This is a genomic window from Paraburkholderia dilworthii (assembly GCF_000472525.1).
Taxonomy (GTDB): Bacteria; Pseudomonadota; Gammaproteobacteria; order Burkholderiales; family Burkholderiaceae; genus Paraburkholderia; species Paraburkholderia dilworthii.
This window is the reverse complement of sequence record NZ_AWZT01000011.1, coordinates 110,407-129,585: the sequence shown is the minus strand read 5'-3', so window position 1 is coordinate 129,585 and position 19,179 is coordinate 110,407. Positions and strand designations below refer to the sequence as shown.

Here is a 19,179-nt window from a genome sequence, read left to right as displayed (position 1 = left end):
GCCATGAAGGCATTGCGCCGCACGGCTGACAGTCTTTTCCCTTTACTTTTACCTATCCGAAGCGCCACGCATCGCGCGCAGCGCTTCGTTTCGACACCGGACAATCACTCTGATGCGTCGCGCGTTGGTTATCGCACCGAACTGGATCGGTGACGCATTGATGGCGCAGCCGCTGTTTGCGCGCCTCGTGAAACTGCACCCCCGCATCGCGATCGACGCGGTCGCGCCCTCGTGGGTCGCGCCTGTGCTCGAACGCATGCCCGAGATTCACGACGTCTACGCGACCGACCTCGCGCACGGCAAGTTGCAAATGCTGCGCCGCTGGCAGCTCGCTAGCGACTTGCGCGACGTCGGCTACGACGCCGCGTACGTGCTGCCGAACTCGCTCAAGTCGGCGCTGATTCCGTGGATGGCGGGTATCCGGCTGCGCATCGGCTACACCGGCGAAAGCCGTTTTGGCCTGCTGAACGTGCGTCACGCGAATCCGCGCAAGGACGAGCGTCCGCCGATGGTCGGCCATTACGCCGCCCTCGCCTATGCACCCGGCGCCAAGATCCCCGACGATCTGCCGATGCCGCGGCTCGACGCCGACCCGAACGAAGCGTCGCGCGTATCGGCGCGCTTCAATCTCGATACGCGCGTGCCGCTGCTCGTGTTTTGTCCCGGCGCCGAGTACGGTCCCGCCAAGCGCTGGCCGCCCGAGCACTTCGCGGCGCTCGCGCAAATGGTCGGCCAGTCTTTCCCGTACACGCAGATCGTCGCGCTCGGCTCGCCGAAAGACGCGCCGCTTGCGCAGGCCATCGCCGACAAAGCGCCGAACGTGCGCAATCTGTGCGGACAGACGGCGCTTGGCGAAGCATGCGCGCTGATCTCGCGGGCCAATGCGGTCGTCACGAACGATTCGGGACTGATGCACGTCGCCGCCGCGCTGCGCCGACCGCTCGTGGCCGTCTACGGTTCGACCGATCCGCGCCACACGCCGCCCTTGTCGGAGCTTGCGAAGGTACAATGGCTTCATCTCGAATGCAGCCCCTGTTTTCAGCGCGAATGTCCGCTTGGTCATCTGAACTGTCTTAAGCAGTTGAGCGCTGAGCAGGTTTTCGGCGATCTGCGTGGCATGTTGCTCGCGCATCGCTGAGCCGGCTGATACTTGCACGCAACACCGCACGCCCCTGAGAGCGTCGCGTCACGTTCACGCCTTGCGGCGCGGGCATTCTGACGCTCGGGTGCGATTGTCCGGTGCGCCGGACTGTCCCGCTGACCGCTGCCCCGCAACCGCGCGCCGCGCACAAGAGACTGACGAGCCATGCCACGTTTTGCCCACATCTTCGAAGCCGCCGCCGATACCCTCAACGCCTATTACCAGGCCGTCGCCGAGGTCAATATCGACAGCCTGATGGGCTTGTGGATCGATGAAGAGTTCGTGAGTTGCATCTGCGCCGACGGTTCGCACCTGCATGGCCTCGAGAGCATCCGGACCGGCTTGCAGATCCAGTTGGAAACCGCGCCGGTCTCGATCGAACCGCTCGACATCCGCGTGTACGACAGCCTCGGCACGGTCGTTTACGCGATTGCGGAAGCGCATCGTCCGGTCGATCCGAAAGCCTTGCCTGCAATGGTCTTTACCACCTACGTGATGGTTCACGAACGCGGCGAGTGGCGCATCGCGCACATTCACGCGAGCCCGATGCCGAATGAAGCAGCCAGCCAGTTCGCCACCAAGATGCGGCACGGCCAGGGGTCGCTCCACTGACGCACGACCTGCGTCGCCATATTTTCGCTCCAAGACCGGCATGAGCACGCCTCGCAGCAAGTCCCCGTGGGGGACGACACAAGACAAACGCCCGCCCTCGGGCGCCGCGCGCGCCGAGGCCGCCGTCGAGGCGACCATCGACTTGCTCTACCGCGCGCCGCTCTGGCTGCCGAACAAGCATGTGCAGACCATCGTGCCGTCGCTGTTCGGGCGCCGGCCGGTGGTGTCGTTTCGCCGCGAGCGCTGGGATACGCCTGATGGCGATTTCATCGACCTCGACTGGGTCGTGCACGACAGCGAACCCGCCTCGGTGCTTGCAACCGACACGGCAGCCGCAACGCCCCCCGCCGACGCGCCTTTGCTCGTTCTGTTTCACGGCCTCGAAGGCAGTTCCGCATCACACTACGCATCCACGTTGATGGCGGCCGCGCGCGAGTACGGCTGGCACGGCGTGGTGCCGCACTTCCGTAGTTGCAGCGGCGCGCTGAACCGCTTGCCGCGCTTCTATCATCTGGCCGATAGCAACGAAGTCGACTGGGTCTTGCGACGCCTGCGCGCCGCGCATCAGGGGCCGATCCTGGCCGCAGGCGTGTCGCTCGGCGGCAATGTACTGTTGCACTGGCTCGGCGAACGGCGCGAGGACGCGGCGTCGGTGATCTCCGCCGCCGCCGCGATCTCCACACCCATCGACGTGCACGCTGGCGGACATGCGTTGTCGCGAGGCTTTGGCCTCGTCTATACGCGCAGCTTCCTGAAGACGCTCAAGCAGAAAGCCGCGCAGAAGCTGGTGCAGTTTCCTGGCCTCTTCGACCGAGACGCGATGCTCGCAAGCCGCACGATGTACGAGTTCGACAACGTGGTCACCGCGCCGCTGCACGGCTTTCGCAATACCGACGAGTACTGGAGCGTGGCGACCACGCGGCCGTTGCTGCCGCACATTCAGGTGCCCACGCTCGTGCTGAACGCGCGCAACGATCCGTTTCTGCCGGCCGAGGCGTTGCCGTCGCGGCATGAGGTGTCGGCGGCGGTGGAGCTCGACCAGCCGAGGCACGGCGGCCATGCCGGCTTCATGACCGGACCGTTTCCGGGCCGCATCGACTGGCTGTCGCGACGCGTGTTCGGCTATCTGGAGCAGCACGTCGATCATGGATGACATCGTCAGGCAGGCTTTGGCCAAGTGGCCAAACGTACCGAGTTGCACCGGCTGGCTGATGCTCGACCGGCGCGGCAACTGGCGCATGCGCGACGAGGCCGCGCAGGCAAGCGGCTCGCCCGGTGTGCCGATCCGGCATGAGGCGTTGCTCGGCTTCATCAACCGGAATTACGAGTGCGATGAACGCGGACAGTGGTTCTTTCAGAACGGACCGCAGCGCGTGTATGTCGAACTGGGCTACACGCCTTGGGTCGTGCGTTTGTCGGTCGAGGCCGGCGGCATGCTTGCGTTGAAAGACCAGGCGGGCAACAATTTGGAACCGTCGGCCGTATTCGCCGACGACGAGGGCGGCATTCTGTTCGCCGATGCGTCCACGCCGCCGAGGGTCGCCGTGTTGCACGATCACGATCTGGAAGTTTTCGCTGATCACGCAGCACTCGCCGACGATTCGCTGAGCGGCGAATTTCGCTGGAACGACGGCGTGAAGTTGCCGTTGGAGCCGGTGCGTCGGGCGGATATCGCTTCGCGCTTCCGGTTTGTGCAAAGTCCCGCGGCAAATACTTGAGACTGCAGCCGCAGGGCAATGTCTCGAACAAACGTTTCCGGCATTGGATTAACCGTCGCGCTTCCACCCTGCATGCGCGGCGCGGTGTCGCTCAACCCCGCCCCTAGCTCTTCTCGTCGGGCCGCTCTTCCTTGTAGCGGTTCTCCATCTCGTGCAGCCTCGCGTCGACGGTGGCGAGATCGTAATAGCCAATCGTCTTCATGTCGCGCGCGTCCTTCAGTTGCCGGATCGCCGACGGCCACGCACCTTCGAGCGCGAACTTCTCGGCCAGCGCGCGACGGCGCGTGAGCGCGTCGCCACTGCCCGCGCTTGCCTGCGCGAGAAACAACCACCACGCGGGCTGATCGGGCTGCGCCTGCGTCTCTTTTTGCGCTAGCGCCTGGGCTTCGGTAAATCGCCGCAAGGTCAGCAACGTGCGTATGTGCATATCGATGGCGGCATTCGACTGCGGCCAGCGCTTTTGCGCGAGGTCGGCGAGACGGACAGCCTCCTCGTCGTGGCCGGCGCGCCGCTCGATGTCGGCGGCCAGCACGTCGAGGCTGGGCGAACTGCGCGCTGCGTCGCCGTCCACCTGCGCAGCGGCGGAAAACGCGGCGCGCGACGACGCGAGCGACGCCGCCGCGTCAGCGTAACGTTCGAGCAGCATCTGACCGTACGCAATGCCGTACCAGTTCGCGGCGATGTTCAGCGCGGTCCGGTCTTCGATCTCCGAGCGCATGCGCGAGATTTCGTCCGCATACTCGCTGCGGGAGCGGTCCTGCAACAGACGCGCTCGCGCTCGCACGAAACCGTATTCGGCCGCCTGATGAGGCTGCCGGTAGGGCGCGCGGCGCGCGCGGTCCTCCATGTCGGCAATCCGCTCGCCGGTCAGCGGGTGCGTGCGCGCGTACGCGGGTATGCCGGTGTCGCTCATCGCCGCACGGTCGAGCCGGCCGAAAAACGAGGTCATCGCGTAAGGATCGTAGCCGGCGCCGGCGAGCAGCAGAAAGCCGACGCGGTCAGCCTCATGCTCAGCGGAACGCGAGAAGCGCAGCTGGTTGTCGACTGCATAAGCCTGGCCGCCGATCGCAATCGCGCTGCCCAGGTCGCCGCTATGCGCGAGCACGCCCGCGAGAACGCCGAACAGCATGCCGGCCAGAGCGGCATAGGTGCTGCGCTCGCCGGCGGTGATCATCCGCGAAATATGGCGCTGCAGGACGTGGCCCATCTCGTGGCCGAGCACGGACGCGAGTTCGGACTCGGTTTGCGTGGCGACGATTAGCCCCGTGTTCACGCCGATAAAACCCCCGGGCAGCGAGAACGCGTTGATCTGCGCGTCGCGCACGGCGAACAGATCGAAATCGGGGCGATAGCCGCCGATATAGAGCGCGTTGGCCGCCGCGGCGAGCTTTGCCGCGACTGAGTTCAGGTAGTCGTGTACCAGCCAGTCATCCAGATAGTCCGGGTCACGGCGCAATTCGCGCATCACGCGTTCGCCGAGCTTGCGCTCGGCTTGCGGCGTGAGCGAACCCGAGCCACCGCTGCCGAGATCGGGTAATTGCTGCGCGACAATCGGTGCGCGCCAACCGCCGTTGGTTCCGTTGCTGGTCCCGCCGTTGCTCGCGCTGTTGGCCGCATGGTTCGCACCGCGGTTCACGCCCGAGTTGCCGGAAAAGCGGCTTTGCGCGCCGCCGTACACGCCGAATACACCTTGCGCGATGGCGGGCGGCAAAACCGGATCGGCGTACGACTCCACCGGCCCGCTCACAAGCGGCGGCTCAGCGGACTGCGATTGCGTGCCCTGCGCGACGCCGGACGCGGCCCGCGCTTGCGCGAGCGCATCGGGCGGCGCCGCGAGCGCGACGCACAGCAACGCAGCAAGAAACCGTTTCGGACGCATTGCGAGTTCGTATGACGGAGTCGAAAAGCGACGCCCGCCGCTCCGGCACAAGCGGTCTAAGATGAGCGGGCATGGCGCAATTGTAATCAGTCGTCGCGCGATTCCGGCTCGCTCGTGGAAGCCGGACGTCCGCGGCGCACTGCTATGATAGGCGCCCTCTGAAGGAGCCAACCATGCCCGAACTCACTCATTTCGACGCCGCCGGCAAGGCGCATATGGTGGACGTCGGCGGCAAGCAGGAAACCAGGCGCATTGCGATCGCGCGCGGTTCGATCCGCATGCTGCCGGAAACGTTCGCACTGATCCGCGACGGCAACGCCAAAAAGGGCGACGTGATCGGCATCGCACGGATCGCCGCGATTCAAGGCTCGAAGCGTACCGCCGATCTGATTCCGCTGTGCCATCCGCTCGCGCTGACGCGCGTCAAAGTGGATTTCGAGCTCGACGACACACTGCCCGGCGTGCATTGCACCGTGCAGGTGGAAACACTCGGCAGGACCGGAGTGGAGATGGAAGCGCTAACCGCCGTACAGGTTGGACTGCTGACCGTGTACGACATGTGCAAGGCGGTGGATCGCGGAATGACGATCACCGATGTAAAGGTGCTTGAAAAGCACGGCGGGAAGTCGGGGGATTGGGTGGCGGGCTGACTGCCCGCTCGCATCGTCCCCTTTTCGGAACATTCTCAAACGGCGGCGAGGCTCATTCCTCGTCGCTGTCGTCGTCCTGCGCGACGTCGCCCGGCGGCATGCCGTAGCGTTTGACCAGTTCCGCCTTGAAGCCGGCGAGCGTCTTCTGCTCATCGCAGAGCTGGTACAGATAACTCAATTGCGACGGCCAGTCTTTCAGTTCCTCGGCGAAAATCTTCAGTCGCTCGACTGTATCGAATGCCGCGGCCGTATCGCCGCTCAGCGCCTGCAATACCGCATAGCGACGCAGCACGGTCTCGCCCGGCAACAGCGCCATCGCCTGACGATGCATCGCAAGCTTGTGTTGCAGGTCCATCGAGTTCATCGGCAGTAACGTCGCCATTCCGTACTCGCCCCACGCGCGGAACAGGAACGACGGATCCGCGCGATATTGCTCGGCCGGACGCGAGCCGTAGTACAGCACCTCGGCGCGCGCGTAATCGCGGTACACCGGATACAGCGCGGCAATGCCGCCGAACACGATCGCCGCGAACACGCCGAACGACAGACGCGCAGGCACGAGGCGCAGCGGGCGCGTCTCCAGCAGGCCGAAGACGAACACAGCCGGCAGCAGGAAGAACATGTACTGCTGCGGATATTCCACGAGCGCATGCATGACGAGCACGCCAATCAGCGCAATGCCGAAGACACGCGCGGCGCTTTGCGGTGCGCGCACCACGCGCACGAGCCAGGTAATCAGACCGAACAGCACGATCGCGAGCCCGATCAAGCCAGTCTTTGCAAGCAGATCGATAAAGATGTCGTGCGAGTTGTTGGCAATCTCCACGCCGCCAAGCGTCTTCGCAAACTGATACTGGAAGCTCGGAAACTCGCCCCAGCCGACGCCCATCAGCGGATGCGTCCTGAACATGGTCCAGCCGTATTTCCACAACGCGAGCCGCGGCGCGATCTGGCCGGCGTCCTTGAAACGATCGGCCGCGGATTGCCCCAACTCGAGGTGATAGCGCACGTTGGCCCAGCGAATCAGCGCGTTCACGACGAAGAACAGCACCGCGAGCGCGATGGGAACAAGCCACTGACTATGGCTGCGGCGCATCTGCGGTTCGGCGCGCGTCTGCGCGAACGCCATCCAGAAGCCGGCCACGACAATCACGCCCATTTGCAGCCACGGACCGCGCGAGACAGTCAGCGCGAGTCCGACCGCGAAAATCGTCGACACCAACGCCCAGATCGCGACAGCGATCCGGCGCGTCTGCACGAGGAACAGCGCGCCCGCCATCGCGAACGCGATATAAGTGGCGAGGTGGTTCGCCTGCGCCATGTTGCCGAACGGCCGGCGCTCGATGGTCACGTTATACGCGACGACCAGCGGCGACACTCGCGCCTCGAGATGAAAAAGCTGAATGACCTGGCAGAACACCGCATAGAGACCGCCGATAATCAGCGCGGAGGCAGCCCAACGAAGTGCCGTTTCACTGAGCTTCGCGCGCGCAAAGCCGTAGCCCGCATGCGTCGCCATGAAAGCGGCGAGCAGGAAGCCGCCGCCGAGCCAGTTCATCGACGGCTGGGTAACCGGCAGCAACACCGATTGCGCGACCAGCAGCAAGCCGAACAGCAACGGCACGAGCGCCACGACGGGCGATGCAAAACCGACACGCGGCCGCGAGTTCGCGATCAGGAAGACGACGCCAGCGCCCGTCAACAGGTACAACGCGAGTGCGGTGAATTCCGCGTAGAACGTCGGGATCGGATACGTATGGTTGACGACTGCATAAGGCAGCACCAACGCGAGAGCCAACAGAAAGAGAGAAAGATAGCGCGCGAATGGGGTGGGCATCGAGTAAGCGGAGGGCGTCGGCAACCGGCGCACTATACAAAAAAATCCTTGTGCTGTGCGCCGGCCCCGCTGAAATATCCCGAAAATCAGCGATTTACGCTCGAACCACTACCGTTCGTTCGGTCATCGTGCCATCCTGCATTAAGTACGGCACTCGGGCGGTGCAAGGTTCGACGGCAACGTGGACGCCTGCGCAGGAGCCGGCCCCGCGCCCGGTGCGGGTAACGACGACGCCGTTTTACCCCCAGCGAAACATTCCCATGCGAGCGCGCCTGCCTGCACCGAACCTTTCGCCAGCGCGACGCGTGCAGTGGGCGCATCGACGTTGTCCGGCACCGACGGCACGAGCGTGATCGTGTTGGAACCGGCCGGCGCCACTCGCGTCGTGAAGGCGACGGTGATCTGACCGGTGTCGTCGTCGACCCGGATGGACTCCACGTTGCGCGTCGCGGGCGGCGACGCATAGCCGCCGCTGAACGCGTTGCCGCTCGCTGCGTTTTCCGACACAGCAAGTCTCGCCGACGCCGCGAGCGACAAGCCCTCGCCCACGCGGCTGCGCGCCAGATAGTCCTGATACGCGGGAATCGCGTAGGCCGCGATCACGCCGACAATCGCGAGCACGATCATCAGTTCGATCAGCGTGAAGCCCAGGCCGAGGCGCTGGCACGCTCGCGCGAGCGTTGCTGACCAGCGCGCTCGCGCAAAACGCGATGATGCAGCCAGTGCGGACTGAGAATAGGGGGAATAAGGCAAAGTGACGATCATCGGCAGGCTCCTGAAACGAAAAGCGCCTGCTCCACGGATCGGGAACAGGCGCTTCCATCGTAGCGAGCGGCGCTCGTGTCACACAGTCAGCCGAATGGCCAACGTTGAGCCGCACTGCCTGTTGCGCGTGGGTGGTATGAGCGCGGTGCGCTGGTGGCGAAAAAGTGGCCCGCAGGTGGCGTGTTGGCGGTGCATGGATGGCGCGTGGATGGTCCCGCTAACGGCGCATCGGACCGTGTTCATGGCCGCTTGCACGCCGCTTCGCCAACCTCTTGTGCGTGGCTCACGCCGCCGCTCGATTCGCGTTGCGGCGCTTGATCACATAACCCAGGATCACGACGAACAGCGCACCGGCGATGCTCATCCCATATTCGGCGGCCGGCGTATCGAGGACCGGCCAACGGTCTCCGGCCGGATCGTTGATGATCAGCCCGCCCGCGATCCAGCCCAGCAACGCCGCGCCGAGCGTAATCACGATCGGGAAACGGTCCAGCAGTTTGAGCACCAACTGGCTGCCCCACACGATCAAGGGAATGCTCACCACCAGACCGAAGATCACAAGCGCGAGGCGATGCTCCGGATCGGCGGCTTCGGCCGCGCCCGCAATGGCGATCACGTTGTCGAGACTCATGACCGCGTCCGCAACGATGATCGTTTTGATCGCCGAAATCAGTTTGTCGGCGGGCTTCACGTTCTCATGCGCGTCGTGCGCCGGCGCCATCAGGCGTACGCCGATCCACAGCAGCAACAGCCCGCCCGCGAACTTCAGCAACGGCACGTCGAGTAGCGCGACCGCGAACGCAATCAGGACGACACGAAGCAGGATGGCACCCGCGGTGCCCCAGAGCACGCCCTTCGTGCGCTGTGCGGGCGGCAGGTTGCGGCAGGCAAGCGCGATCACGACGGCATTGTCGCCACCCAGCAGAATGTCGATGACGATGATCTGGATGACTGCGCCCCAATGGAGCGTGGCGAGGAACTCGAACATGAGCGAAAGAATAGAAGGGGGGAACGAGATGCACGGCCAACAAAAAAGCGGAGGAGTGTTTAACTCCCCCGCTTTGGAACCGCGCGCTAACGAAAGGATCTCGTAAGCGTATCAAAAAAGGCGCCCGGACTGGGCGCCAGTTTCGATTTACAGCATGGCCTTCAGAAGACGCGCCATTTCCGACGGGTTCTTCGTGACCTTGATGCCGCAAGCGTCCATGATTTCGAGCTTCGCTTCTGCCGTATCGGCACCGCCCGAGATCAGCGCGCCGGCGTGGCCCATGCGCTTGCCCGGAGGCGCCGTCACACCAGCGATGAAGCCAACCACCGGCTTCTTCATGTTGCCCTTGATCCACTCAGCAGCATTCGCTTCGTCCGGACCGCCGATCTCGCCGATCATGATGACGGCGTCCGTATCCGGATCGTCGTTGAACATCTTCATCACGTCGATGTGCTTCAGACCGTTGATCGGGTCGCCGCCGATACCGACTGCCGACGACTGGCCGAGGCCGATCGCCGTCAACTGGCCGACTGCTTCATACGTCAGCGTGCCCGAACGCGACACGACGCCGATGCGGCCCTTGCGGTGAATGTGACCCGGCATGATGCCGATCTTCAGCTCGTCCGGCGTGATCGTGCCCGGGCAATTCGGTCCAAGCAGCAGCGTCTTGCGGTTCTCGCGACGCATACGGTCCTTGATCTCGATCATGTCGCGAACAGGAATGCCTTCCGTGATGCAGATGGCGAGATCCAGATCGGCTTCGACTGCTTCCCAGATTGCAGCAGCAGCGCCTGCCGGCGGAACGTAAATCACCGACACGGTCGCGCCCGTTTCAGCCTTGGCTTCAGCGACGCTTGCGTAGATAGGAATGCCTTCGAAGTCTTCGCCGGCACGCTTCGGGTTCACGCCTGCCACGTACGCTTCGCGGCCGTTTGCGTATTCACGGCAAGCACGCGTGTGGAACTGACCGGTTTTGCCGGTAATGCCCTGCGTGATGACCTTGGTGTCTTTGTTAATCAGAATCGACATGTATTGACCTCTGTTCGTTTGGCGTCGCGCGGTGGCGCCACTGGACGAAATGTTCTTCGCCAGCGTCGCTCACGCGCCGCCATTCGTAATCCTGGTTAATCCTGGTGAACGCGCTGTGGACTAGGCTTACGCCTTGCCCGAAGCGGCCGCGACGACCTTCTGAGCCGCTTCTTCCATGCTGTCAGCCGCGATGATCGGCAGACCGGATTCAGCGAGCATCTTCTTGCCCAGGTCTTCGTTCGTGCCCTTCATGCGCACCACGAGCGGCACCTTCAGTGACACAGCCTTCGACGCCGCGATCACGCCTTCCGCGATCACGTCGCAGCGCATGATGCCGCCGAAGATGTTGACCAGAATCGCCGTCAGGTTCGGGTTCTTCAGCATGATCTTGAACGCTTCCGTGACCTTCTCGGTCGTGGCGCCACCGCCCACGTCGAGGAAGTTCGCCGGTTCGCCGCCGAACAGCTTGATGGTGTCCATCGTTGCCATCGCGAGGCCCGCGCCGTTCACCAGACAGCCGATGTTGCCGTCGAGCGAGATGTACGCGAGATCGAACTTCGACGCTTCGACTTCAGCCGGATCTTCTTCGTCCAGATCGCGATACGCGACGATTTCCGGATGACGGAACAGTGCGTTCGAATCGAAGTTGAACTTGGCGTCGAGCGCGATGACCTTGCCGTCGCCCGTCAGGATCAGCGGGTTGATTTCGGCGAGCGATGCGTCGGTTTCCCAGAACGCCTTGTACAGGCCTTGCAGGATCGCGCGCGCTTGCGGGATAGACGCGTCGGGCACGCCAATCTTCTTCGCGAGGTCGTCAGCTTCGGCGTCCTTCAGGCCCGTCGACGGATCGACTGCGACCTTGTGGATCAGCTCGGGCGTCTTTTCCGCGACTTCTTCAACGTCCATGCCGCCTTCGCTCGATGCCATCACGACGATCTTCTGCGAAACACGATCGATCACGAGGCCGACATACAGTTCCTTCTTGATGTCTGCGCCTTCTTCGATCAACAGGCGATTCACCTTCTGGCCTTCCGGACCAGTCTGGTGCGTGACGAGCTGCATGCCGAGGATCTGGTTCGAGTATTCGCGAACCTGTTCCAGCGACTTGGCAACCTTCACGCCGCCACCCTTGCCACGGCCACCCGCATGGATCTGAGCCTTCACGACCCACACCGGGCCGCCGAGCTCTTCCGCGGCCTTGACCGCATCATCCACCGAGAAGACCGGCTTGCCGCGCGGTACCGCGACGCCGAATTTCCGCAGGATTTCCTTACCCTGGTACTCGTGAATCTTCATGCGTGATTCCCTTCAGTCTGAGAGTTGGATTGAACTTCGTTTCCGCTACCGTCCAACATGCCGGGCGCATTGCCCCTGCCTTCGTGGCGGGCCGCCCCGTTGTCTGGCGATGCCGGGCGGTCAGCTGGGCGTGGCGCATGGCCATACCAGCGCGGGTAAAACTTCTGCACTGCCTCCCCGTCGAAACGCAGCGCGTGGCAGCGTCCCAACTGGAATGGCGGTTTGTCGTTTAAAGGTTCGGCGGTACCGTCAGCCGACTCGTTTTCGGAACTGGCGCTCGCGCCTGCCGCCTTGTCACCGGTATCCCACACGTCACCGGCGAACGCCTGGATCGCGGCGGTCGGCAGGATCGCGCACAACTCGGTGAGATGCGTGCAACCAGCCGTGCCTGCCAGCACACGGGCAGCATCGCGACGGAAGTTGTGGAAAAGATTGAGCCCGATGAGGGCACGGTAGGCGGGATTGCTGGCTTGGCATAGCCCAGGATAGGGCACCCAGTCGGACGACGCCTCGGCGTCGACGACATTGAGCTTGCGATCGATGGTGATGCGAAGCCAGAGTTCATGGATCGGTTGACCATTGGGCCGGACGCCCGACGCAAGGACCACATCGCGTGGCTTTTCGTCGGTCAGGCACGCTTCCACATCCCACAGGCCATCGGCTCGCTCATAAGCTTCCGCTCTGATTGCGCGGCGATGGCGCAATTGACGGGGCACTGGCGAGGAAAGCGGCATGCGGAAAGGAAAGGCCGAATTGGAAAACGCGTGAATTTTAGCATACTGGGTATTTGAGACAGCCCGGAATGCGGCGGGACGGCCTGCGCGCCGCTCCGAGCCGGTTTTGCGATCGCAGCCGGATTGCTCGCGAGCCGCTGACAAGCACCCTGCGTGCCGCTATTCGCCGCCCCACTCTTCGTCGATGCCTTTAAGAATCTTGCCGATCGTGGCGCCCGAAAAACCGCGTGAAGCCAGAAACCGTGCCTGCTTGGCGCGCTCGGCCGGCGTCTCGGGAAGCTGGCCGAATTTCTTGCGCCACACGGCTTGGGCTCGCGCGAGTTCCGTTTCACGCAATTGAGCACTTGCCTCTTCGACGAGCGTCTGGTCGACCGAATGCTGCTTCAATTCGCCGACGATCCGGCTCGCGCCCAATCGCGACGAGCGGCGATGGATCAGGCTTTCAGTGAAGCGCGAATCGGACAGCCAGTTCTCGGCTTGTAGCGTGTCGAGCAGCGTATCGAGCGAATCGGTTTCTTCGACGAACGGCTTCAGCTTGCGCGCGAGTTCGCTGCGACTGTATTCGCGACGCGATAGATAGCCCATCGCGCGACCTTTAAGCGAACGTGCGGGACGTTGAGATTTTTTTGCTTCGTTTTGCCCGGGCTTCGCGTCGCCGGATGTGCGGCGTGAGTCGCGTGAGCGCGTGTAGGTAGGCTCGGTGGGCTGGGTAGGCTCAGTGGCTGCAGCGCTACTTTCAGTATTCTCGAAAGGATCGCAGCCGGCAGGCGGTGTTTTGAACTGCGGTGTTTTGAACTGCGTGCGCCGCGGGCGACGGCCCGCAGCGCGATCATGTGCTTCGAACGATTCGGATGGATCGAACGGATCGTTCGCGTCATTACGCGGGCCGCCCGCGTTGCGTCCGGTGTCGGACAATGGCCGGCCCTTGCGTATCACGTAGTGGTTACTCTTCTTCGCCCGTGACTTCTGCGCCTGCGCCGGTCACTGCCTCGGCCATTGCATTCACGCCCAGCGATTCGCGGATACGGTTTTCGATTTCACGAGCGATGTCCGGATTTTCGCGCAGGAATTCGCGCGCGTTGTCCTTGCCTTGGCCGATACGCTCACCGTTATAGCTGTACCACGCGCCGGCCTTGTCGACGATCTTGGCCTGCACGCCCAGGTCGATGACTTCGCCCTGACGCGAAATACCCTCGCCGTACAGGATGTCGAAAATCGCCTCGCGGAACGGTGGCGACACCTTGTTCTTGACCACCTTCACACGCGTTTCGTTACCGATCACTTCATCGTTCTTCTTGATCGAACCGATGCGGCGAATGTCCAGGCGCACCGACGCGTAGAACTTCAGCGCGTTACCACCCGTGGTGGTTTCCGGATTGCCGAACATCACGCCGATCTTCATGCGGATCTGGTTGATGAAGATCACGAGGCAGTTGGTACGCTTGATCGTGCCGGTGAGCTTGCGCAGCGCTTGCGACATCAGACGCGCTTGCAGACCCGGCAGCGAGTCGCCCATTTCGCCTTCGATTTCAGCCTTCGGCACGAGCGCCGCGACCGAGTCGATCACGATCATGTCGATCGAGCCCGAACGCACCAGCGCGTCAGCGATTTCCAACGCCTGTTCACCCGTGTCCGGTTGCGAAACCAGCAGATCGTTCACGTTCACGCCGAGCTTGCCCGCGTACTGGATGTCCAGCGCGTGTTCCGCGTCGATAAACGCTGCCGTGCCGCCAAGCTTCTGCATTTCGGCGATGACTTGCAGTGTCAGCGTGGTCTTACCCGACGACTCCGGACCGTAAATTTCGACCACGCGGCCACGCGGCAAACCACCGACGCCAAGTGCGATGTCGAGGCCGAGCGATCCCGTTGAAACGACCTGGATGTCTTCGACTACCTCACCTGCGCCGAGCCGCATGACCGACCCTTTGCCGAACTGCTTTTCGATCTGCGCGAGGGCGGCAGCGAGTGCCTTGCTCTTTTCAGCAGTCAGTCCAGCCGAGCCTTTCTTGCTTTCTTCCATGAATCGTCCTTTGCTATGATGAACGGCGTCTGAGGCAGATGTGCGGCCCACCTTTTGAAGGACAGCACACGAAACCCAGACACTGTATAAAAAAACAGTAGTTTTGGCAAGCGCGATTCTCATGCGAACGCGCATTTTTATCGTCGCGCTGCCCAACTACCCACAATAATTTCGGAGACCGCTGTGCGCCGCGGGGACACCCGAGGTGCCGGCCAAGCCTTGAGCTGGCGCACCATGCGAATTCTGATTGCCGAAGACGACAGCATACTCGCGGACGGTCTGGTTCGATCACTCCGCCAATCGGCCTATGCCGTCGATCACGTGAAGAGCGGAGTCGAGGCCGACACCGCGCTGTCCATGCAAAGTTTCGACCTGCTGATTCTCGATCTCGGCCTGCCGCGCATGTCGGGACTCGAGGTGCTGCGTCGCCTCCGCGCCCGCAATTCCAATCTGCCGGTACTGATCCTGACCGCCGCGGACAGCGTCGACGAACGCGTCAAAGGCCTCGATCTCGGCGCCGACGACTACATGGCCAAGCCGTTCGCGCTCAACGAACTCGAAGCCCGCGTGCGCGCGCTGACGCGGCGCGGCGCGGGCGGCGGCCCGACGGTCGTGCGGCACGGTTCGCTGTCGTTCGATCAGGTGGGCCGGATCGCCTATATCAACGAACAGGTGATCGAGCTCTCGGCGCGTGAACTCGGGTTGCTCGAAGTGCTGCTGCAGCGAATCGGCCGGCTGGTTTCGAAGGAGCAACTGGTCGATCATCTGTGCGAATGGGGCGAGGAAGTCAGCAACAACGCAATCGAGGTCTACGTTCACCGGCTGCGTAAGAAGATCGAGCCGAGCGGCGTGCGCATCATCACCGTGCGCGGACTTGGCTACTGCCTCGAGAAGGCGGTGGCGCCGGCGAACGCGAATGCGAATGCCGCCGCGCCAACGCCCGCCGAGCCCGAATCCGAGCCGCCATCATCGCCGCAGTCCGGCGGGATGCCGGCGAGCCACCACTACAAATAGAGCACATCCATGTCCGCACGCGCTGATCGCGCGACGGCCCGCGCGGCGGATCTCGACGAGGCGCGCGACGAGCGCTACGCCAATCCGTTCGCCCCGCCCGACGAAACCGAAGCCGCCGCGCAGGCCCGCCCGCGTTCGCTGTTCGGGGAAATTCTCGACTGGATGCTTGCGCCGCTGCTGCTGCTTTGGCCAATGAGCCTCGCGGTCACTTATCTGGTCGCGAAGTCGATTGCGAACGGGCCGTTTGACCGCGCGCTCGAAACCGACGCTTACGTGCTCGCGCGCCAGATTCATCCGGTCAACGGCGTGGCTGAGTTGACGCTGCCCGATTCCACGCGCGACTTTCTGCGCACCGATAACGTGGACAGTGTTTTCTATCAGGTGCTCGGCACGCGGGGCGAACTGGTGGCGGGCGAGCGCGACATGCCGCTGCCGCACGAGGACGACCGGCCGCAACCGGGGCTCGTCGCGTTCCGCGACGACATGCTGCGCGGCAACGACATCCGCGTGGCTTATACGACGGTCGAGTTTCCGCAGACGCCGGGCGCGGAGCCCGTGCTCGTGCAGGTCGCCGAGACGCTCGATAAACGCAGCCAGCTCGCCAACGACATCATCAAAGGCGTGATCCTGCCGCAGTTCGTAATCCTGCCTCTCGCCATCCTGCTCGTGTGGTTCGGTCTGTCGCGCGGTCTCGCGCCACTGCACGCGCTCCAGGCCCACATTCGCGCGCGGCGCCCCGACGACCTGTCGCCGCTCGAAGCGCGTCGCGCGCCGCCGGAAATCGAGCCGCTCGTGACGTCGTTCAACGATCTGCTGACGCGCCTCGAACAGAATATGGAGCTGCAAAAGCGCTTCATCGCCGACGCCGCGCATCAGATGAAAACGCCGCTTGCCGGCCTACGCACCCAGGCGGAGCTGGCGCTGCGGCAGGACGCGTCGGCAGAGGTGCACCGCTCGCTGGAACAGATCGCGACGAGTTCCGAACATGCCGCGCGCCTCGTCACGCAGTTGCTGGCGTTGGCTCGCGCGGAAAACCGCATGTCCGGCCAGATTTTCACGCCGGTCGAAGTGACGGAAGTCGCACGCAGCGCCGTGCGCGACTGGGTGCAGGCCGCGTTCGCCAAGCAGATGGACTTGGGCTACGAAGCGCCGGAAGAGCCAGTTGAAGTCGAAGGTAATCCGGTCATGCTGCGCGAAATGCTGTCGAATCTGATCGACAACGCAATTCGCTATACGCCGGCGGGCGGCCGTATCACGGTCAGGGTGAGGCAAGACACCGCCGCGCGGCTCGTGCATCTGGAGGTGGAAGATACCGGCTTGGGCATTCCAGCGGCCGAACGTTCGCGGGTGATCGAGCGCTTTTACCGGATTCTGGGCCGCGAGGGCGACGGCAGCGGACTCGGGCTCGCAATCGTCCGCGAAATCGCGACGATGCACGGCGGCAATCTGACTATCGACGACAACGTCTATCAGAGCTCGCCGCGGCTCGCGGGAACGCTTGTGCGCGTCAGTTTGCATGTGCTGGAGCGGGGCGGGACTTACCCTAACGCGGACTGAGGGCGACTCCGAACGCATACCGTGATAGACGCCGTTCGCGGTGAATTTCACGCCGTTCGACGCCATTTAACAGATGTATCCAACAATTTGCCGTCGCTGCAAAAACTGCGACTTGGGCCGTTGATGTCAGAAGGCCGTAAGTTTTCACTCCAATAATCGGTTGCACGGAGCGCCGCGGGCCGGCGCACCGCGTGTATATCAATATTGGAGACGACATATGGCTACCGTTGGCGGGCACATTTCGCCCGTGCCGATGACGCGCGATGAGAAGCGGGTGATCTTCGCATCGTCGCTAGGTACGGTTTTCGAGTGGTACGACTTTTATCTGGCCGGGTCGCTCGCGGCCTACATCAGCAAGAGCTTTTTCTCGGGCGTCAACCCAACCGCTGGCTTCATCTTCACGCTGCTCAGCTTCGCTGCGGGCTTCGCGGTGCGTCCGTTCGGCGCGGTGGTGTTCGGCCGGCTCGGCGATCTGGTCGGCCGTAAGTACACGTTCCTCGTCACGATCGTGATCATGGGTCTGTCGACCTTCCTCGTCGGCTTCCTGCCCGGCTATGCCGCAATCGGCATCGCGTCGCCGGTGATCTTCATTGCGATGCGGATGCTGCAAGGCCTCGCGCTCGGCGGCGAATACGGCGGCGCTGCGACCTACGTGGCCGAACACGCGCCGCCCGGACGCCGCGGCTTCTACACCGCCTGGATCCAGACGACGGCCACGCTCGGCCTGTTCCTCTCGCTGCTGGTGATTCTCGGCGTGCGTACGGCAATGGGCGAAGACGCGTTCGGCGCATGGGGCTGGCGCATTCCGTTCATCGCGTCGATCGTGCTGCTCGGCATTTCCGTGTGGATTCGCCTGCAACTGCATGAATCGCCGGTGTTCGAGCGCATCAAGGCGGAAGGCAAGACGTCCAAGGCGCCGCTTACTGAGGCTTTCGGCCAGTGGAAGAATCTGAAGATCGTTATCCTCGCGCTGATTGGCCTGACCGCTGGCCAGGCTGTCGTGTGGTACACGGGCCAGTTCTACACGTTGTTCTTCCTGACGCAGACGCTGAAGGTGGACGGCGCGACGGCCAACATCATGATCGCGATTGCGCTGCTGATCGGCACGCCGTTCTTCCTGTTCTTCGGCTCGCTGTCGGATCGCATCGGGCGCAAACCGATCATCATGGCCGGCTTGCTGATCGCCGCGCTGACGTACTTCCCGCTCTTCAAGGCGCTGACGCACTACGTCAACCCGGCGCTGGAAACGGCTACGGCGAAGGCGCCGATCGTCGTGATCGCGAATCCGGACGAATGCTCGTTCCAGTTCAACCCGGTCGGTACGTCGAAGTTCACGAGTTCCTGCGACATCGCGAAAAGCGCATTGTCGAAAGCCGGCTTGAACTACGAGAACGTCGCGGCGCCGGCGGGCACGCTCGCGCAGATCAAGGTCGGCGACACGGTGGTCTCCACGTTTGACGGCAAAGCCGCCGACGCGAAGGACCAGGGCAAGGCGTTCGACAAGTCGCTTTCGACGACGCTGAAATCCGCCGGCTATCCGCCGAAGGCCGATTCGTCGCAGATCAACTGGCCGATGAGCGTGGTAATCCTGACGATCCTCGTGATCTACGTGACGATGGTCTATGGACCGATTGCGGCGATGCTCGTGGAGATGTTCCCCACGCGAATTCGCTATACGTCGATGTCACTGCCGTATCACATCGGCAATGGCTGGTTCGGCGGGTTCCTCCCGGCCACGGCGTTCGCGATCGTCGCGGCGAAGGGCAACATCTACTCGGGCTTGTGGTATCCGATCGTGATCGCGCTGATTACTTTTGTGATCGGCATGCTGTTCGTCCGCGAAACGAAGGACTCGGATATCTACGCGAAGGATTGAGGCGCCTCGGCCCGAAAAACCATGGGCGGCGACTGAAAAAGTTGCGCACCGGGGGTTGACAGC

General features: G+C 63.3%; 17 protein-coding genes. 8 read left to right on the top strand and 9 right to left on the bottom strand.

The features are described from left to right. Nucleotides 1-112: 112 nt before the first annotated feature. From waaF to F759_RS0112790, 4 genes are all read left to right on the top strand, one after another. The gene (gene waaF / locus F759_RS0112805; RefSeq protein ID WP_027800212.1) at nt 113-1,138 is read left to right on the top strand and encodes a lipopolysaccharide heptosyltransferase II; all 1,026 of its coding nucleotides are present in this window, start codon (nt 113-115) and stop codon (nt 1,136-1,138) included. Nucleotides 1,139-1,306: 168 nt separating this feature from the next. Continuing rightward, nucleotides 1,307-1,753 carry a nuclear transport factor 2 family protein gene (locus F759_RS0112800; protein ID WP_027800211.1) on the top strand — a complete coding sequence of 149 codons (447 nt, stop codon included), beginning with the start codon at nt 1,307-1,309 and terminating at the stop codon, nt 1,751-1,753. Nucleotides 1,754-1,793: 40 nt separating this feature from the next. Further along, on the top strand, nt 1,794-2,906 hold the full coding sequence (locus tag F759_RS0112795) for a YheT family hydrolase (RefSeq protein ID WP_027800210.1): 1,113 nt from the start codon (nt 1,794-1,796) through the stop codon (nt 2,904-2,906). Beyond that, complete coding sequence (locus tag F759_RS0112790; RefSeq protein WP_027800209.1) at nt 2,899-3,471, top strand: DUF2946 family protein; 573 nt, start codon at nt 2,899-2,901, stop codon at nt 3,469-3,471. Before F759_RS0112795 ends, F759_RS0112790 begins: the two co-directional genes overlap by 8 nt. Before the next feature lie 103 nt (nt 3,472-3,574). On the opposite strand, the gene F759_RS0112785 is transcribed toward F759_RS0112790, so the two are convergent. Beyond that, a complete protein-coding gene (locus F759_RS0112785) occupies nt 3,575-5,350 on the bottom strand; it encodes a M48 family metalloprotease (RefSeq protein ID WP_027800208.1) in 1,776 nt (591 codons plus the stop codon). A 173-nt stretch (nt 5,351-5,523) separates the two neighbouring features. Here F759_RS0112785 and moaC point away from each other — a divergent pair, with 173 nt between their 5' ends. Next, the gene (moaC, locus tag F759_RS0112780) at nt 5,524-6,000 is read left to right on the top strand and encodes a cyclic pyranopterin monophosphate synthase MoaC (protein ID WP_027800207.1); all 477 of its coding nucleotides are present in this window, start codon (nt 5,524-5,526) and stop codon (nt 5,998-6,000) included. Between the two features lie 52 nt (nt 6,001-6,052). Here moaC and F759_RS0112775 read toward each other — a convergent pair whose 3' ends face one another. The 8 genes from F759_RS0112775 to recA all read right to left on the bottom strand — a co-directional run bounded on the left by F759_RS0112775 (nt 6,053) and on the right by recA (nt 14,669). Continuing rightward, nucleotides 6,053-7,837, bottom strand: a complete 1,785-nt coding sequence (locus tag F759_RS0112775; protein WP_027800206.1) for a PglL family O-oligosaccharyltransferase — start codon at nt 7,835-7,837, stop codon at nt 6,053-6,055. A 141-nt stretch (nt 7,838-7,978) separates the two neighbouring features. Then, a complete protein-coding gene (locus F759_RS0112770) occupies nt 7,979-8,602 on the bottom strand; it encodes a pilin (RefSeq protein ID WP_027800205.1) in 624 nt (207 codons plus the stop codon). A 283-nt stretch (nt 8,603-8,885) separates the two neighbouring features. Then, nucleotides 8,886-9,590, bottom strand: a complete 705-nt coding sequence (locus F759_RS0112765; protein ID WP_027800204.1) for a TerC family protein — start codon at nt 9,588-9,590, stop codon at nt 8,886-8,888. A gap of 147 nt (nt 9,591-9,737) precedes the next feature. Next, on the bottom strand, nt 9,738-10,619 hold the full coding sequence (gene sucD, locus F759_RS0112760; RefSeq protein WP_008920420.1) for a succinate--CoA ligase subunit alpha: 882 nt from the start codon (nt 10,617-10,619) through the stop codon (nt 9,738-9,740). Between the two features lie 126 nt (nt 10,620-10,745). Further along, nucleotides 10,746-11,915, bottom strand: coding sequence for an ADP-forming succinate--CoA ligase subunit beta (gene sucC / locus F759_RS0112755; RefSeq protein ID WP_020069250.1), 1,170 nt, complete (start codon nt 11,913-11,915; stop codon nt 10,746-10,748). Then, the gene (locus F759_RS0112750) at nt 11,912-12,649 is read right to left on the bottom strand and encodes a DUF2889 domain-containing protein (protein ID WP_027800203.1); all 738 of its coding nucleotides are present in this window, start codon (nt 12,647-12,649) and stop codon (nt 11,912-11,914) included. Before F759_RS0112750 ends, sucC begins: the two co-directional genes overlap by 4 nt. Nucleotides 12,650-12,808: 159 nt before the next feature. After that, entirely contained in the window at nt 12,809-13,585 is a 777-nt protein-coding gene (gene recX / locus F759_RS0112745; RefSeq protein ID WP_027800202.1) for a recombination regulator RecX, read from the bottom strand. 7 nt (nt 13,586-13,592) lie between these two features. Then, nucleotides 13,593-14,669 (bottom strand): recombinase RecA, encoded by a 1,077-nt coding sequence (gene recA, locus F759_RS0112740; RefSeq protein ID WP_027800201.1) that lies wholly within the window; start codon nt 14,667-14,669, stop codon nt 13,593-13,595. Between the two features lie 234 nt (nt 14,670-14,903). Between recA and F759_RS0112735 the strand changes: the two genes are divergently transcribed. The 3 genes from F759_RS0112735 to F759_RS0112725 all read left to right on the top strand — a co-directional run bounded on the left by F759_RS0112735 (nt 14,904) and on the right by F759_RS0112725 (nt 19,116). After that, complete coding sequence (locus F759_RS0112735; RefSeq protein ID WP_027800200.1) at nt 14,904-15,683, top strand: response regulator transcription factor; 780 nt, start codon at nt 14,904-14,906, stop codon at nt 15,681-15,683. Between the two features lie 9 nt (nt 15,684-15,692). Continuing rightward, nucleotides 15,693-17,240 (top strand): sensor histidine kinase, encoded by a 1,548-nt coding sequence (locus F759_RS0112730; protein ID WP_027800199.1) that lies wholly within the window; start codon nt 15,693-15,695, stop codon nt 17,238-17,240. Between the two features lie 217 nt (nt 17,241-17,457). Then, complete coding sequence (locus F759_RS0112725) at nt 17,458-19,116, top strand: MFS transporter (protein ID WP_027800198.1); 1,659 nt, start codon at nt 17,458-17,460, stop codon at nt 19,114-19,116. The last annotated feature ends 63 nt before the right edge of the window (nt 19,117-19,179 follow it).